The organism is Flavonifractor sp. An92, assembly GCF_002159175.1.
Taxonomy (GTDB): domain Bacteria; phylum Bacillota; class Clostridia; order Oscillospirales; family Oscillospiraceae; genus Pseudoflavonifractor_A.
In genome coordinates this window covers 79,749-94,709 of sequence record NZ_NFGZ01000002.1, presented here as the reverse complement: position 1 = coordinate 94,709, position 14,961 = coordinate 79,749, and the positions used below count along the sequence as shown (strand labels likewise).

At 64.3% G+C, this 14,961-nt stretch carries 14 protein-coding genes and 1 pseudogene; 13 read left to right on the top strand and 2 right to left on the bottom strand.

What is annotated here, in order from left to right:
• Positions 1 to 13 precede the first annotated feature (13 nt).
• From B5G43_RS02095 to B5G43_RS02070, 6 genes are all read left to right on the top strand, one after another.
• The gene (locus B5G43_RS02095) at positions 14 to 301 is read left to right on the top strand and encodes a hypothetical protein (RefSeq protein WP_087258620.1); all 288 of its coding nucleotides are present in this window, start codon (positions 14 to 16) and stop codon (positions 299 to 301) included.
• Between the two features lie 14 nt (positions 302 to 315).
• A complete protein-coding gene (locus B5G43_RS02090) occupies positions 316 to 1,911 on the top strand; it encodes an FGGY-family carbohydrate kinase (RefSeq protein ID WP_087258616.1) in 1,596 nt (531 codons plus the stop codon).
• A gap of 32 nt (positions 1,912 to 1,943) precedes the next feature.
• Entirely contained in the window at positions 1,944 to 3,413 is a 1,470-nt protein-coding gene (gene araA / locus B5G43_RS02085; protein ID WP_087258613.1) for an L-arabinose isomerase, read from the top strand.
• A gap of 67 nt (positions 3,414 to 3,480) precedes the next feature.
• Positions 3,481 to 4,521 (top strand): aldose epimerase family protein, encoded by a 1,041-nt coding sequence (locus B5G43_RS02080; RefSeq protein WP_087258610.1) that lies wholly within the window; start codon positions 3,481 to 3,483, stop codon positions 4,519 to 4,521.
• 73 nt (positions 4,522 to 4,594) lie between these two features.
• Positions 4,595 to 5,515 (top strand): AEC family transporter, encoded by a 921-nt coding sequence (locus B5G43_RS02075; RefSeq protein WP_087258607.1) that lies wholly within the window; start codon positions 4,595 to 4,597, stop codon positions 5,513 to 5,515.
• Between the two features lie 143 nt (positions 5,516 to 5,658).
• On the top strand, positions 5,659 to 6,153 hold the full coding sequence (locus B5G43_RS02070) for a hypothetical protein (RefSeq protein ID WP_087258603.1): 495 nt from the start codon (positions 5,659 to 5,661) through the stop codon (positions 6,151 to 6,153).
• Between the two features lie 41 nt (positions 6,154 to 6,194).
• On the opposite strand, the gene rlmD is transcribed toward B5G43_RS02070, so the two are convergent.
• Together rlmD and B5G43_RS02060 are read right to left on the bottom strand one after the other, a co-directional pair.
• The gene (rlmD, locus tag B5G43_RS02065) at positions 6,195 to 7,553 is read right to left on the bottom strand and encodes a 23S rRNA (uracil(1939)-C(5))-methyltransferase RlmD (protein WP_087258600.1); all 1,359 of its coding nucleotides are present in this window, start codon (positions 7,551 to 7,553) and stop codon (positions 6,195 to 6,197) included.
• Complete coding sequence (locus B5G43_RS02060) at positions 7,541 to 8,368, bottom strand: DUF3298 and DUF4163 domain-containing protein (protein WP_087258597.1); 828 nt, start codon at positions 8,366 to 8,368, stop codon at positions 7,541 to 7,543. Before B5G43_RS02060 ends, rlmD begins: the two co-directional genes overlap by 13 nt.
• A 265-nt stretch (positions 8,369 to 8,633) precedes the next feature.
• Between B5G43_RS02060 and B5G43_RS02055 the strand changes: the two genes are divergently transcribed.
• The 7 genes and pseudogenes from B5G43_RS02055 to saoB all read left to right on the top strand — a co-directional run bounded on the left by B5G43_RS02055 (position 8,634) and on the right by saoB (position 14,949).
• Positions 8,634 to 9,980: a butyryl-CoA:acetate CoA-transferase gene (locus B5G43_RS02055; protein ID WP_087258594.1), complete on the top strand. Its 1,347-nt coding sequence runs from the start codon at positions 8,634 to 8,636 to the stop codon at positions 9,978 to 9,980.
• Positions 9,981 to 10,130: 150 nt separating this feature from the next.
• Positions 10,131 to 10,589, top strand: a complete 459-nt coding sequence (locus tag B5G43_RS02050; protein WP_087258591.1) for a MarR family transcriptional regulator — start codon at positions 10,131 to 10,133, stop codon at positions 10,587 to 10,589.
• The gene (locus B5G43_RS02045; protein ID WP_087258587.1) at positions 10,586 to 11,917 is read left to right on the top strand and encodes an MATE family efflux transporter; all 1,332 of its coding nucleotides are present in this window, start codon (positions 10,586 to 10,588) and stop codon (positions 11,915 to 11,917) included. The genes B5G43_RS02050 and B5G43_RS02045 overlap by 4 nt, the downstream gene beginning before the upstream one ends.
• A gap of 336 nt (positions 11,918 to 12,253) precedes the next feature.
• Positions 12,254 to 12,457, top strand: a pseudogene (saoT, locus tag B5G43_RS02040) (thioredoxin-like (seleno)protein SaoT); the annotation flags it as partial.
• A complete protein-coding gene (gene saoE, locus B5G43_RS02035; protein ID WP_087258580.1) occupies positions 12,454 to 13,563 on the top strand; it encodes an efflux transporter SaoE in 1,110 nt (369 codons plus the stop codon). The pseudogene saoT and the gene saoE, both read left to right, overlap by 4 nt.
• Positions 13,564 to 13,577: 14 nt before the next feature.
• Positions 13,578 to 14,111 (top strand): Cys-Cys-COOH (seleno)protein SaoC, encoded by a 534-nt coding sequence (gene saoC, locus B5G43_RS02030; RefSeq protein ID WP_087258577.1) that lies wholly within the window; start codon positions 13,578 to 13,580, stop codon positions 14,109 to 14,111.
• Positions 14,112 to 14,133: 22 nt separating this feature from the next.
• Entirely contained in the window at positions 14,134 to 14,949 is an 816-nt protein-coding gene (saoB, locus tag B5G43_RS02025) for an ABC transporter substrate-binding (seleno)protein SaoB (protein WP_087258574.1), read from the top strand.
• The last annotated feature ends 12 nt before the right edge of the window (positions 14,950 to 14,961 follow it).

The window sequence follows — 14,961 nt, the reverse complement described above, 5'->3', positions numbered from 1 at the left end:
AAGGAGGAACCACATGGAACGCACCCCCACCAAACACCGTCCGCCCCAGATCAGCCTGATCCTGCGCGCCTTGTGCGGGGCATACCTGATCTACCTGGCCTGGGACCTGCGCGGCGCCGCCGCCGGGGCCCTGCGCGGAGAGGAAAACTTCCTCTTCCTACCGGCCGCCGTGGTGTTTTTGGTGGTGGGTGCGCTCCTTTGTTTCTTCTCCATCCGCGCCCTGATCCGGGGCGAGTACCGTCTGCCCTACGAGTCGGATGACGACGACGAGGGCGACGAGCCTCCGGCCGGAGCGTCGTAAAAGGGGTTATTTGCATGGATCAAACGGTAATCAAGGAACAGATCGCCGCCGGTCAGACTTATCTGGGCATTGAGCTGGGCTCCACCCGCATCAAGGCGGTGCTCATCGGCAGCGACCACGCCCCCATCGCCTCGGGCGACCACGGCTGGGAGAACCGGCTGGAGGACGGGGTGTGGACCTATCATATGGAGGACGTGTGGGCCGGTCTTCAGGATGCCTACGCCAAGCTGAAGGCCGACGTGGCCGCCAAGTACGGCGTGGCGCTGACCAAAGTGGCCGCCATGGGCTTCTCGGCCATGATGCACGGCTATGTGGCCCTGGGCAAGGACGACCAGCTGCTGGTCCCCTTCCGCACCTGGCGCAACACCATCACCGGTCAGGCCGCCGAGGCCCTCACCCAGCGCTTCCAGTTCAACATCCCCCAGCGGTGGTCCATCGCCCATCTCTATCAGGCGATGCTCAACGGCGAGGCCCATGTGAAGGACATCGCCTATCTCACCACCCTGGCCGGCTACGTCCACTACAAGCTCACCGGGCGCAAGGTCCTGGGCGTGGGCGAGGCCAGCGGCATGTTCCCCATCGACAGCACCAAGTGTGACTACGACGCGGGCATGCTGGCTTCCTTTGACGCCCTGGCTTCCGAGGGTGGCTATCCCTGGAAGCTGCGGGACATCCTGCCCGGCGTGCTCAGCGCCGGCGAGGACGCCGGCACCCTCACCGCCGAGGGCGCCAAGCTCCTGGACCCCACTGGGTCCCTCCAGGCCGGCATCCCCCTCTGCCCCCCCGAGGGCGACGCGGGCACCGGCATGACCGCCACCAACGCCGTGGCCGAGCGCACCGGCAACGTCTCCGCCGGCACCAGCGTCTTTGCCATGATCGTGCTGGAGAAGGCCCTCTCCAAGGTCTATCCGGAGATCGATATGGTGACCACCCCCACCGGCAAGCCGGTGGCCATGGTCCACTGCAACAACTGCACCAACGAGATCAACGCCTGGGCCAATGTGTTCCAGGGCCTGCTGACCGCTCTGGGTCAGACTCCCGACATGAACGCCCTCTACACCGCCATGTTCCAGTCGGCGGCGCAGGGCGCGGCCGACGCTGGTGGCCTGGTGCTGTACAACTACCTGTCCGGCGAGCCCATCACCGGCCTGGAGGAGGGCCGTCCCCTGCTGGTCCGCTCCCCCGAGGCCACCCTGGACTTCGCCAACTTCATGCGGGCGCAGCTCTACTCCGCCCTGGCCACCCTGAAGCTGGGCATGGACATCCTGGCCGGGGAGCATGTAGCTCTGGACCGTCTGCTGGGCCACGGCGGCTTCTTCAAGACCCCCGTGGTGGGTCAGCGCATCATGGCCGCCGCTGCCGGCGCGCCGGTGAGTGTCATGGAGACCGCCGGCGAGGGCGGACCTTGGGGCATGGCTCTGCTGGCCGCCTACCGGGTGCGCAAGGCTGAGGGCCAGACCCTGGAGGACTATCTGGAGAACGAGGTCTTTGCCGGTCAGCCGGTGACCACCCTCTCCCCCGAGGCCGCCGACGTGGAGGGCTTCAACGCCTTCATCCGCCGTTACTCCGCCGGTCTCGCGGTGGAGCGCTCCGCTGTGGAGCACATCTGATTTATCTTTTCGAAAAGCGAGGTTGATCCAACATGAACAATAAAGAATTCTGGTTCGTGGTCGGCAGTCAGTTCCTGTACGGCCCCGAGGTTCTGGATACCGTGGCCGCCCGCGCCGCTGAGATGGCCGACAAGCTGAACGCCTCCGGCAACCTGCCCTGCAAGCTGGTCTACAAGGTCACCGCCAAGACCAACAAGGAGATCGCCGACGTGGTCAAGGAGGCCAACTACGACGACAACTGCCTGGGCGTCATCACCTGGTGCCACACCTTCTCCCCCTCCAAGATGTGGATCAACGGCTTTGTGAATCTGCAGAAGCCCTACTGCCACTTCGCCACCCAGTACAACCGTGAGATCCCCAACGACGAGATCGACATGGACTTCATGAACCTGAACCAGGCCGCTCACGGCGACCGGGAGCACGGCTTCATCGCCGCCCGCCTGCGCATGCCCCGCAAGGTCATCGCCGGCTACTGGCAGGACGAGGACGTGCAGAAGCGCCTGGGCTCCTGGATGCGCGCCGCCATCGGCGTGGCCGTGTCCAAGGAGATGAAGGTCATGCGCTTCGGCGACAACATGCGCGAAGTGGCCGTCACCGAGGGCGACAAGGTCGAGGTCCAGGCCAAGCTGGGCTGGCAGGTCAACACCTGGCCGGTGGGCAAGCTGGTGGAGACCATGGACGCTGTCACCGATGCCGAGATCGACGAGCTGATGGACGTCTACAAGGCCAATTACGACTTCGCCACCGACGACATCGAGACCGTCCGCTATCAGGCCCGGGAAGAGATCGCCATGAAGAAGATGATGGACGCCGAGGGCTGCAAGGCCTTCTCCAACACCTTCCAGGATCTCTACGGCATGAAGCAGCTGCCCGGTCTGGCCAGCCAGCACCTGATGGCCCAGGGCTACGGCTACGGCGGCGAGGGCGACTGGAAGGTCTCCGCCATGACTGCCATCATGAAGGCCATGGGCGAGAACGGCAACGGCGCTTCCGCCTTCATGGAGGACTACACCTATCATCTGGTGAAGGGCCAGGAGTACAGCCTGGGCGCTCACATGCTGGAGGTCTGCCCCTCTGTGGCCGCTGCCAAGCCCCGCATCGAGGTCCATCCTCTGGGCATCGGCGACCGTGAGGACCCCGCCCGTCTGGTGTTCGAGGGCAAGGAGGGCGACGCCATCGTGGTGTCCCTCATCGACATGGGCGGCCGGCTGCGCCTGATCTGCCAGGACATCCACTGCGTGAAGCCCATCATGCCCATGCCCAACCTGCCTGTGGCCCGTGTCATGTGGCAGGCCGAGCCCTCCCTGACCACCGGCGTGGAGTGCTGGATCACCGCCGGCGGCGCCCACCACACCGTCCTCAGCTACGACGTCACCGCCGAGCAGATGAAGGACTGGGCCACCATGATGGACATCGAGTTCGTCCACATCACCAAGGACACCACCGTGGAGGGCCTGGAGCAGCAGCTCTTCCTCAACGATCTGGCCTGGAAGCTGAAGTAATCCATTTTCATACGACCTTACAGAGGCGGGCCCCTGGCCCGCCTCTTTTGGCAGGGAGGAGATTTCCATGAAACGAACCTTTTACGGTACCACCCGCTCCGGCGAGGCGGTGGAGGCCATCACCCTGGAGAGCGGCGCGGCCTCCTGCACCATCCTGACCTATGGAGCCACCCTCCAGTCCCTCACCGTCCCCGGCCGGGACGGCAAGCCGGTGGACGTGGTGCTGGGCCTGGGCTCCCTGGAGCACTATGAGGACAACCCCGACAAGTGCCTGGGCGCCACCGTGGGCCGCCATGCCAACCGCATCGCCGGGGCCTCCTTCTCGCTCAACGGGGTGGAGTATCCCCTGGCCACCAACGATGGCCCCAACAACCTCCACGGCGGCCCCACCAACTTTTCCACCCGCGTGTGGAAGGCGGAGGAGGTCCCCGGCGGGGTGCGCTTCACCTATGTGAGCCCCCACATGGAGGAGGGCTTCCCCGGCACCCTCACCGCCCAGGTGACCTACCTCCTGGAGGGCACCACCCTGACCCTCCAGTACCGGGCGGTCAGCGACCGGGACACCCTGTGCAGCCTGACGAACCACACCTATTTCAACCTGAGCGGCCACGCCTCCGGGAGCGTTCTGGACCATGTCCTCACCCTCCACGCCCAGCGCTACACCCCCTCCGACGACGCCGCCATCCCCACCGGCGAGATCGCCCCGGTGGAAAACACCCCCATGGACTTCCGCACCCCCGCCACTCTGGGCTCCCGCATCGACGAGCCCTTCCAGCAGCTCCTCTGGGGCAAGGGGTACGACCACAATTATGTGGTGGACGGCCCCGTGGGCACCCTCCGTCCGGCAGCCGAGCTCGCCTCCCCCAAGACCGGCATCGTCATGGAGGTGGAGACCACCTCCCCCGGCGTGCAGCTCTACACCGGCAATTATCTGGACGGCCGCCCCAGCGGCAAGGACGGCGTGAGCTATCAGCCCCGGGACGGCGTGTGTCTGGAGACCCAGTTCTTCCCCGACGCCATCCACCACGCCAATTTCCCCCAGCCCGTCCTGCGGGCCGGAGAGGTCTGGGCGCACACCACCGTGTTCCGCTTCTCGGTCCAGCCCTGAGCCCCCGCCCCGCCTTGCCAGCGGTATCAAACTATGGTATAAAAGGGACAGTTTTGTTTGAGGAGGAGTAAGGATGGAGATCCTGGCCATTGTGCTGCCGGTCTTTCTGGTCCTGGGACTGGGGATGTTCTGCGCACGCCGGGGCGTAATTGACCGGTCCGGCATGGAGGGCATCAAGCAGCTGGCCACCGGCGTGCTGCTGCCGGTGACGCTGTTCAACGCCCTGGGCACCGCCGAGTACAGCCCCGCCACCCTGGTGCTGGTCGGCGTGATGTTCCTGGTATTGACGGCAGCTCTGCTGGCCGGATACCTGCTTCGCCCGGTGCTGGGAGGGCGCGGGGTATACCTGCCCTTCCTCACCACCACCTACGAGGGCGGCATGATGGCCTATCCCCTCTACATCTCCCTGTGCGGCGCGGCGGCGCTGTCCAACATCGCCGCGCTGGACATGGCCAACTGCATCTTCACCTTCACGGTCTATCTGACCCTCATCACCGCAGCCGGACAGGGCCGCTGCTCCGGGCAGGAGCTGCTGCGCACGGTGCTCCACGCCCCCGCCCTGTACGGCGTGGCCGGAGGCATCCTGCTGGGCGCCACCGGCCTTCTGCCCGCTCTGCTGGCCTCCCCGGTGGGACCGGTCTACGAGGCGGCGGTGGAGATGCTCTCCACTCCGGTGTCCGCGCTGATCCTCTTCTGCGTGGGGTACGACCTGCGCCTGGACCGCCAGGTCCTGGCCGCCGCAGGACTGGCCGTGCTGATGCGGCTGGTGCTCCAGTCCCTGCTGCTGGCCGCCGTGTGGTTCCTGCTGGGGCCCCTGTTTACCGTCCGGGAGCAGCAGATCGCCCTGGTCCTCTATCTCTGCATGCCCCCCTGCTTCATGGCGCCCCTCTACGCCAAGGGCACCGAGCACAAGGCCTTCGCCTCCACGGCGCTGTCTCTCTATACGCTGGTCTCGCTGGCGGCCTTTACGGTCATCACCATCCTGTTCGCCTGATGGCGGCAAAAATTTCGCAAAGGCCCTTTGACTTTTCCGCTCCGCGGGTCTATAATCATTCTTGCGTGTAGCACATATGCCGCAAAGCGTGTAATGACGAATGTCATTACACGCTTTTTCTTTGGGAAAGGAAGGATGTCATCATGCCAAAAACCAAGCTGCAGGGAATCGTATTCGGACTCCTCATGTCCATCACCATGGCCTACGGGATGGAAGTCTACAACGTGGCGCTGAAGTCCGGCGGGCTGTCCGCCATGACCAACCGGGTCTTTGGAGACGCGCTGCTGGAGGCGGCGTACATGTGGATCTTTGTGTTTCTGTTCTCCAATCTGTGGGGAAATCGGCTGGGCCACGCCCTGGCCGCCAAATTGGTCCGCCCGGAGGACAATCCTTTTGTCGATGTAGTGCTCCGCTCGGCCTGTACGGTGCTGGTCATGTGCCCCACCATGAGCGCAGTGGCGGCGGTGCTCTTCTCGGTGCTGCTGGGCGGCGGGTCCTGGAGCCAGCTTCCGGCCTACTGGGTGGGGACCGTGCTGAAAAACTTCCCCATGGCCCTGCTCTGGAACCTCTTTGCCGCCGGTCCGGTGAGCCGCCTGCTGTTCCGGCGGCTCTTCCGGCGTCAACTGGCCGCGGCCTGATCAAAAACGCCGCCTGCGAAGCATTCGCAGGCGGCGTTTTCTCATAGATCCGAAGGAATTCGGTCCAGCTGTACCACGGTCTCCACATGGGCGGTGCGGGGGAAGAGGTCCACGGCGGTGACCTGCCGGGCGGCGTAGCCCCGCCGGGCGAAGCGCTCCAGGTCCCGGCCCAGGGTGGCCGGGTCGCAGGAGACGTACACGATCCGCTCCGGCGCCATCTCCGCCACAGTCTCCACCACGTCCTCGCTCAGTCCCTTCCGGGGCGGGTCCACACAGACCACGTCGGGGCGCACCCCCTCCGCGGCCAGCTGACGGGCGGCCTCCCCCGCGTCCCCGCAGAGGAAGCGGGCGTTGGTGACGCCGTTGCGCTGGGCGTTTTGTTTGGCGTCCTCCACTGCCTCGGGCACCACCTCGGCGCCGATGACCGTCCCGGCCTGCCCGGCCATGGTGAGGCCGATGGTGCCGATGCCGCAGTAGAGGTCCAGCACCGTCTCCCCGCCGGTGAGGCCGGCGTACTCCGCCGCCTGGCGGTAGAGCACCTCGGTCTGCTCGGGGTTGACCTGGTAGAAGGAGGGCACCGACAGCCGGAAGGTGAGCCCGCACAGGGTGTCGTCCAGGTAGTCCTGGCCCCAGAGGGTGCGGTAGCTGTCCCCCAGAATGACGTTGTTGCGCTTTTCGTTGATGCCCAGCACCACGCCCACCAGGCCCGGCTCGGCGGCCCGGAGGGCTCCAACCAGCTCGGTGAGCCGTGGGGCAGTGCTGCCGTTGATGAGCAGGCAGTAGAGGGACTGTCCCTTCCGGTTGGTGCGGACGTAGACGTGGCGCACCAGACCCTTGCCGCTGCGCTCCAGATAGGCGGGGATGTGGAATTGCTTCATCCAGCTCCGGGTGGTGGCGCGCAGCCGCGCGGCGGCCTCGCTCTGGAGCAGGCAGTCCTCCACATCGGTGACGGCGTGGGTCCGCTTCTGGTAAAAGCCGATGCGGGGCCCGGGGGCCACAGGGAACTGGGCTTTGTTGCGGTAGCGCTCCGGGTGCGCCGCCCCCAGCACCGGCGGAACGGTCAGGTCCACGCCCCCGATGCGCTGAATGGCGTCCTCCACCCGCTGGCGCTTGGCCTCCAGCTCCTCAGCGTAGGTCATATGGCGGTAGCAGCACCCGCCGCAGCGCTCGTAATAGGGGCAATCCGGCTCCACGCGGCTGCTGGAGGCCACCTCCACCGCCGTCACATGGCCCCAGATGGCACTGCGGCCCACCTTGTCCAGATAGACCTGGCAGGTCTCGCCCCGGACGGCGCCCTTCACAAAGACCACCGCGCCGTCCAGCCGGGCCACACCGGCGCCGTCACTGGCGTAGCTCTCGATGTGCAGGCGCTGGGTGGTGTGTTCCATCATACGATCCATGCTTGCAGCAGCTCCTCAAAGACAGAATAGGGGACCACCGTCTCGATGGGGGAATTCCCCGACACGCCGGACAGCTCGCCCGGCTGGAACCAGAAGGTGAAGCCCTCCTCGGTGAGGTAGAAGTGGTCCGGCTGGAAGGCGGCCTCCACCGCGTCGGCGGTGACGGTCCCGGCGGAGACCAGCTCCCCCACCGTTCCGTGGGTGGTCAGGTAGGAGAGGGCAACGTCCGTAGCGGCCAGGCCGTCGGTGACGCAGTCGGCAAAGGTGAGCTTATGTCCGTCGGTGCGGGCAAACTGCTCCCCCATCCGCAGCACGGTGGGGTGGGCCATGCCCGCGCCGCCGGCGTAGAACTCCCGCCGGAAGCTGAGCACGCCGTCGCTCTGGTAGCTCAGCTCGCTCTTGATCTCCTCCAGCACCGGCGAAAATTCGATTCCGGCGGCGGTGGATACCTCATAGTCGCTCTTGGCGTCGGCGGAGCGGGTCCGGGCGCTGTCCAGCAGGCTCTCCCCCTCCTCCTCGTACCAGTCGGCGATGGCGGTCAGGACCTTGGAGTCCCCCTTATTTTCAAAGTCCGGCAGGGTATAGCTCACCGTCAGCACCACGGTGCCGTCGTCAGCGGTGTAGGTCTCGGCAAAATTCCGGCTGCTGAGCACCGGGTCCACCAGCGGCTCCGGCGTGGGCTCCGGGGTGGGCGTGGGCGTGACGGTGGGGGTGGGCTCGGGCGTAGCCGTGGGCTCGGCAGGGGCCGGACCACAGGCGGTCAGCGCTGCCGCCAGCAGGGCGGACAACGCCGCGGACACGATGCGTCGCTTCATGGGGAACCTCCTTGGCTGGGATGAAACAGCTTTCTTTTCCCTATATTGTACCATCTCTGCCGGGAGGCGTAAATAATAAAGTCGTGCAAAAAACCCGCGCTTCTCGTGCCGCGCCTGCACCATCTGTCGATTTTACCGCTGCATTCCCGTTGGAAACCGGAATTTTTCTCCCCCCGCTCTTGTCAGGACCCGGCTGGAATGATATAATAGCTTCGCTAGATTGTTAAAAAATAAACGAAGATTAGAAATATCGAGGTGTCTCAACATGAATTACGCGGCCCAGTATGAGAGCAAGCTCACCACAGCGGACAAGGCCGTCCAGGTCGTGCGGTCCGGCGACTGGATCGACTATGGCTGGTGCACCGGCACCCCCGAGGCGCTGGATCAGGCCCTGGCGGCCCGGTATCAGGAGCTGACCGACGTGAAGGTGCGCGGCGGCATCCTCTTCCACAAGCCCGCCATCATGTCGGTCCCCGACGTGGCGGAGCACTTCACCTGGAACTCCTGGCACATGTCCGGCGTGGAGCGCAAGATGATCGCCGACGGCTCCACCTTCTACTGCCCCCTGCGGTACTCCGAGCTGCCCCGCTACTACCGGGAGAACGTGGCTCCCATCCGCGCGGCCTTCTTCCAGGTCTCGCCCATGGACTCCCACGGCTACTTCAGCTTCGGCCCCAACGCCTCCCACATGACCGCCATGTGCGAGCAGGCTGAGATCATCGTGGTGGAGGTCAACCCCAACATGCCCCGGTGCCTGGGCGGCAAGGAGCATGTCATCCACATCGACCAGGTGGACATGATCGTGGAGGGCTCCGCTCCCGCGCTGGGCCAGCTGCCCGCCGGCGGCCCCGCCACCGAGGTGGACCAGGCCGTGGCCCGCCTGATCGTGGAGGAGATCCCCAACGGCGCCTGCCTCCAGCTGGGCATCGGCGGCATGCCCAACGCGGTGGGCTCCCTCATCGCCGAGTCCGACCTGAAGGACCTGGGCGTACACACTGAGATGTACGTGGACGCCTTCGTGGACATCGCCATGGCCGGCAAGATCACCGGCGCGTGCAAGTCCATCGACCGCTTCCGCCAGACCTACGCCTTCGGCGCGGGCACTCAGAAGCTCTACGACTACCTCAACGACAACCCCGCCTGCATGGCCGCGCCGGTGGACTACACCAACGACGCCCGCACCATCGCCCAGCTGGACAACTTCATCTCCATCAACAACGCCGTGGACGTGGACCTCTTCGGCCAAATCAACGCCGAGTCGGCCGGTATCCGTCAGATCAGCGGCGCCGGCGGACAGCTGGACTTCGTCCTGGGCGCCTACCTCTCCAAGGGCGGCAAGAGCTTCATCTGCTGCTCCTCTACCTTTATGAACAAAAAGACCGGCCAGCTGGAGAGCCGCATCAAGCCCACCCTGGACGTGGGCTCGGTGGTCACCGACGCCCGGCCCAACCTGCACTGGCTGGTGACCGAGTACGGCAAGGTGAATCTGAAGGGCACCTCCTCCTGGGAGCGGGCCGAGAAGATCATCTCGGTGGCCCACCCCCAGTTCCGGGAGGAGCTCATCCAGTCCGCCGAAAAGATGCACATCTGGCGCCGCTCCAACAAACGCTGATCCCCTCCCCCCCTTCCGCCCCTGCGGGTCCTCCGGGACCCGTGGGGGCCTTTTTTGTTGCCCACGGGGAAGCCCCTTGACTTTTGTCCGATTTCGGACTATACTCTCCGCTGTCCGATTTCGGACAATCTATGGAGAGGAGCGCTCCCTATGTCTGAGCTGCGGGACCTGCTGGTCCGCTACAACCGCGTTTATAAAGAGACCAACGAATTCTACCACCATCTGGCCCGGCGCTTTCAGCTGTCCGACTGCGCTTTTTGGATTTTATATACCCTGCGGGAGTCCACCGCGCCCTGTACCCAGGCGGAGCTGTGCGCTATCCTGTGCCTGAGCCGCCAGACCGTCAACTCCGCCATCCAGCAGCTGCGGCGGGCGGGGTATCTGGAGCTGCTCCCCGCCCCCGACGGCAAGGCGGGCAAGCCCCTGGTGCTGACCCCGGCGGGGCAGGCCCTGGCCGGTGAGACGGTGGACCGGGTCTTTGCCCTGGAGGAGGACGCCCTGGACCGCTTCACCCCGGAGGAGCGGGAGACCTTCCTCGCCCTGAACCAGCGCTATCTCACCCACCTGCGCCGCAGCGCCGACGCCCTTCTGGAGGATGTGCCGCTATGAGGATCCAGCTCTCCGAACACTTTGACTACTCCAAGCTCATCCGCTTCGTGCTGCCGTCGGTCATCATGATGGTCTTTACCTCCATCTACACGGTGGTGGACGGGCTGTTCGTGTCCAACTTTGTGGGCAAGACCCCCTTTGCGGCCATCAACCTCATCATGCCCTTCCTCATGGGCATCGCCGCCATGGGCTTCATGTTCGGCACCGGCGGCAGCGCCCTGGTGGCCATCACCCTGGGCGAGGGCCGCCGGGAGCGAGCCAACCAGTACTTCTCCCTCATCATCTACGCCGCCATCGTCACCGGCGTAGTGCTGGGCGCGGTGGGCTTCTTCGCCGTGGGCCCCATCGCCTCGGCCATGGGGGCCACCGGCTCCATGCTGGACGACTGCATCCTCTACGGCCGCATTCTGCTGGTCTTTCAGCCCACCTACATGCTCCAGATCGCCTTCCAGAGCTTCTTCGTCACGGCGGAAAAGCCCCGGCTGGGCCTGTGGTTCACCGTGGGAGCAGGCATGACCAACATCGTGCTGGACGCCCTCTTTGTGGCGGTGTTCCGCTGGGGCCTCGCCGGGGCGGCCTTTGCCACGGTGATGAGCCAGGTGGTGGGCGGCGGCCTGCCCCTGATCTACTTCGCCCGGAACAACGACAGTCTCCTCCGCCTGACCCGCACCCCCTTCACCCCCCGGGCGCTGCTGCGGGCCTGCGCCAACGGCTCCTCGGAGCTGATGACCAACCTGTCCTCCTCGGTGGTGAACACCCTCTACAACCTCCAGCTCATGGAGCTGGCCGGCGAGGACGGCGTGGCGGCTTACGGCGTACTGATGTACATCAACTTCATCTTCAACGCTATCTTCTTCGGCTACGCCATCGGCAGCGCCCCGGTCATCAGCTACCAGTACGGCGCCGGAAACACCGGCGAGCTGCGCAGCCTCTTCCGCAAAAGCCTCACCATCACCGCCCTGTGCGCGCTGGTGCTGACCGCCCTGGCGGAAGTACTCTCCCATCCCCTCTCCGTCCTCTTTGTGGGGTACGACCCGGCCCTGGCCGAGATGACCTACCACGGATTCCGCATCTACGCCCTGGCCTTTCTCTTCTGCGGATTCAACGTCTTCGGCTCTGCCTTCTTCACCGCCCTGGGAAACGGCGGTGTCTCGGCCGCCATCTCCTTCCTGCGCACGCTGGTGTTCCAGGTAGCCGCCATCCTGCTCCTCCCCTTCCTGCTGGGCCTGGACGGCGTGTGGCTGGCCATCGTGGCCGCCGAGCTGTGCGCCCTGGCGGTCACCGTGGCGTTTTTCCTCCTCTGCCGCAGGCGCTATCAGTACGCCTAGCGCGTACAATACCCCGGATGCTCCTCAGAGCTCCGGGGTTTTTTGTGCCAATTCGCCCGAAAACCGCGCATGTTTTTTCGCACTTCCGCTTGATTTATGCAAAATTGTTCCTTCCATCCATTTTTAGTTTTATGGAACTTTTTCTATATAATTTGGCCAGATATTGTGTTTTTCGATAATGTCTCCCCCCTTCTTTTCAATAAAGAATCGTGGTGGTATAATTTTTTCGTTTACATAGTCTGGTAAATTTTAGTGTTTTGTGTTGGAAGAGGAGGAAAAATCATGAAACATCCTTGTATCGAATACATCAGTGCCTGTGGGTGATGCGAGGTCTATGCGGGATTGGTCCAATCCCTGGCCGTGGAGTATCGGGGACGCGTGGATGTGAAGATTTACAAGTCCGGTGTCGATACGGAATATGTCGCCAAATATGGTGCGATTTCCAAGAGCATGCTCATCATCAACGAAGCCAAAGCCATCGCCAAATTGAGCAAGAGCGCGGTACGAAACGCGTTTGAGGAGGCACTGAAAACGGCATGAGCGAATTTGTCGATTTTTTATGGACGGTGCTGAAGTCGGCGGTCAACATGATCAACGGAGCGTCCTACTGGATGGTGCTCAGCCTGATCGTGGCCGGCTGTCTCCACGAGTTCCTCACCCCTGAGGCGCTGCAGAAGAGCAACCTGGGCACCACCAAGCCCACCGGCGTGCTGTGGGCCACCCTGACAGGCATGCTCATCCCCATCTGCAGCTGCGGCAGCATCCCGCTGGGCATCGGCCTGTACCACTCGGGGGCGTATCTGGGGCCCACGCTGGCCTTTATGACCTCGTCCCCCATGATCAACCCCATCGCCATCATCCTCTGCTATGGCCTGCTGGGCCCGGAGATCGCCACCGTGTACGTCATCACCGGCTTCGTGGCGCCCATGATCATCGGTCTCGTTGCCAATCACTTCGCAGGGGACGAGCTCTATCTGAAGCGGGAGGACAACGGCACCCAGCGCATCCAGCTGGAGATGGAGAAGCCCTCGGTGCCCCGCCGCATCCTGATGGGCCTGCGCTGGTCCTTCAGCGAGCTGGCCCTGATGATCGGCAAGTACACCGTGCTGGGCATGCTCACCGCCGCGCTGATCTTCAGCATCTTCCCCCAGACCGCCATCCAGCGCTACCTGGGCGACCCCAGCTTCATCTCCCTGCTGGGCATCACCGTCATCGCCGCCGTGATGTACGTCTGCGCCGTGGGACACATCCCCTTCATCGCGGCCATCGTGGCCAGCGGCGCCGCCCCCGGCGTGGCCATTACCTTCCTGATGGCCGGCGCGGCCACCAACATCTCCGAGCTCATCACCATCAACCGCACCATTGGCAAGCGGGCCATGCTGATGTACTTCGGCCTTGTGGTTTTCATCTCCAACTTCGTGGGCTATCTCACCAACCAGCTCTTCCCCGACTTCGTGCCGGTGCTGAACTATGACGCGGTGACCCACTCCATCTCGGCGGCCAACACCATGATGCACAACGGCCCTGACTGGCTCAAGTATGTCTGCACCTGCCTTCTGGTGTGCTACGCCCTCTACGCCGGCTTCAGCGCCCTGCGCAGCCGCCTGCGCAAGCTCTCCGCCCGACGGGACGCGGAGACCGTATGACGGCGGTGAATGCAATGACGAACAACAGCAAAGCAAAGCGCTCCTTCCCCCTCTGGGCCCGGCTCCTGCTGATCCTGGCCGCCGTCGTGGCGGTGTTTTTCCTGCGGCAGTACATCTACTCCCTGGAGGAGGAAAAGCAGAACAGCAGCAGCCGTCTCCAATACGCCGAGTCGGTGCCGGAGGACCACGAGGCGCTCCTCTATTTCCAGCAGGAAGTACCCGGCCGGGAGATTTTCCTGGCCTGTGAGGAGGACCTCACCGACGACGGGCGGAAGGACCTGGTGGTGCTCTACCACAACCCGGAGGAGGGCGTCATCAACTGGATGGTGGCCCTCATCAACCGGGGCGACGGCACCTACGACATCACCGAGCCCACCCGCGCCCCCATCGAAAACCAGGCCATCCGCTTCTTCAACATGGACAAGGAGGGCGAGATGGAGTTTGTCGTCACCGGCGAGAAGGACGGTGAGGTGGGCTATGCCATCTACCGCATCATCGACGGCGAGCTGATCAACCTGTTCGGCGAGGATATGGAAGACTGCTGCTGACCGGGAAGGAGGCTCGCACACCTTGAACGCCATGAAACGGGGGGCGATCTTTCTCAGCGCCGCCCTGGTCCTGGGTCTGCTGCTGGCCTTTGTCCTGCCCCGGGAGGGAAAACGCCCGGCGGACGACGAGACGCTGGTGGTGGGCGTGGGAGACGACATCACCGGCCGGCTGATGGAGCAGATCCTCCAGCGCTACGAGGCCGACGGCCAGGAGGGCCTGACCCACGCGGGCGGGGAGGATCTGGACTCCTATCTCTTCATCGACTGCTGTTCCAACGCCGGACAGTGGTCCCTGCTGACCCAGGACATCGACCTGGGCTTCTACTGCAGCCATATCTCCATGGCCATCGTCAACCAGAGCGAGGGCTTCTCCATTTACAGCCCCGTGGTCATGAACGGCGAGGTGCTGGGCTACTGGACCGACCCGGAGGACATCCGCACCATGGCCATCCCCATGAAGCGGGAGCATCTGGCCGAGCTGGTACGGGAGGAGTACCCGTGGGTGGAGAGCATCGAGGAGGTCTCCTCCACCTCCATCCTGTACGCCTTCGGCGACCAGCAGGTGGACGGGGCGGTGATGGACATCGCCCGCGCCTTCCAGATGCCGGAGTACCAGTACACCCGGGTCTGCGACCAGGACTATGTGTCCTACTGTCTGGTGGTGCGGGACGAGATCGTGGACACCCCCCAGTTCCAGACCTTTCTGAAGTATTACAACGAGACGGCGGAAGCCCTCAACGACAAGGCCAACCTCCAGGCCCTCTACGGCATGGACGACGCCTTCTGGGACTCCGTCAATCTGAAATTCCTGTACCTGCCGGAGGCCGGACAGGAGTGAACCGGCCCCTTT

Bases quoted from the DNA above. Each gene is read 5' to 3' on its own strand.
- B5G43_RS02095 (WP_087258620.1), top strand. From the start codon at position 14: ATGGAACGCACCCCCACCAAACACCGTCCGCCCCAGATCAGCCTGATC.
- B5G43_RS02090 (WP_087258616.1), top strand. From the start codon at position 316: ATGGATCAAACGGTAATCAAGGAACAGATCGCCGCCGGTCAGACTTAT.
- araA (WP_087258613.1), top strand. From the start codon at position 1,944: ATGAACAATAAAGAATTCTGGTTCGTGGTCGGCAGTCAGTTCCTGTAC.
- B5G43_RS02080 (WP_087258610.1), top strand. From the start codon at position 3,481: ATGAAACGAACCTTTTACGGTACCACCCGCTCCGGCGAGGCGGTGGAG.
- B5G43_RS02075 (WP_087258607.1), top strand. From the start codon at position 4,595: ATGGAGATCCTGGCCATTGTGCTGCCGGTCTTTCTGGTCCTGGGACTG.
- B5G43_RS02070 (WP_087258603.1), top strand. From the start codon at position 5,659: ATGCCAAAAACCAAGCTGCAGGGAATCGTATTCGGACTCCTCATGTCC.
- rlmD (WP_087258600.1), bottom strand. From the start codon at position 7,553: ATGGATCGTATGATGGAACACACCACCCAGCGCCTGCACATCGAGAGC.
- B5G43_RS02060 (WP_087258597.1), bottom strand. From the start codon at position 8,368: ATGAAGCGACGCATCGTGTCCGCGGCGTTGTCCGCCCTGCTGGCGGCA.
- B5G43_RS02055 (WP_087258594.1), top strand. From the start codon at position 8,634: ATGAATTACGCGGCCCAGTATGAGAGCAAGCTCACCACAGCGGACAAG.
- B5G43_RS02050 (WP_087258591.1), top strand. From the start codon at position 10,131: ATGTCTGAGCTGCGGGACCTGCTGGTCCGCTACAACCGCGTTTATAAA.
- B5G43_RS02045 (WP_087258587.1), top strand. From the start codon at position 10,586: ATGAGGATCCAGCTCTCCGAACACTTTGACTACTCCAAGCTCATCCGC.
- saoE (WP_087258580.1), top strand. From the start codon at position 12,454: ATGAGCGAATTTGTCGATTTTTTATGGACGGTGCTGAAGTCGGCGGTC.
- saoC (WP_087258577.1), top strand. From the start codon at position 13,578: ATGACGAACAACAGCAAAGCAAAGCGCTCCTTCCCCCTCTGGGCCCGG.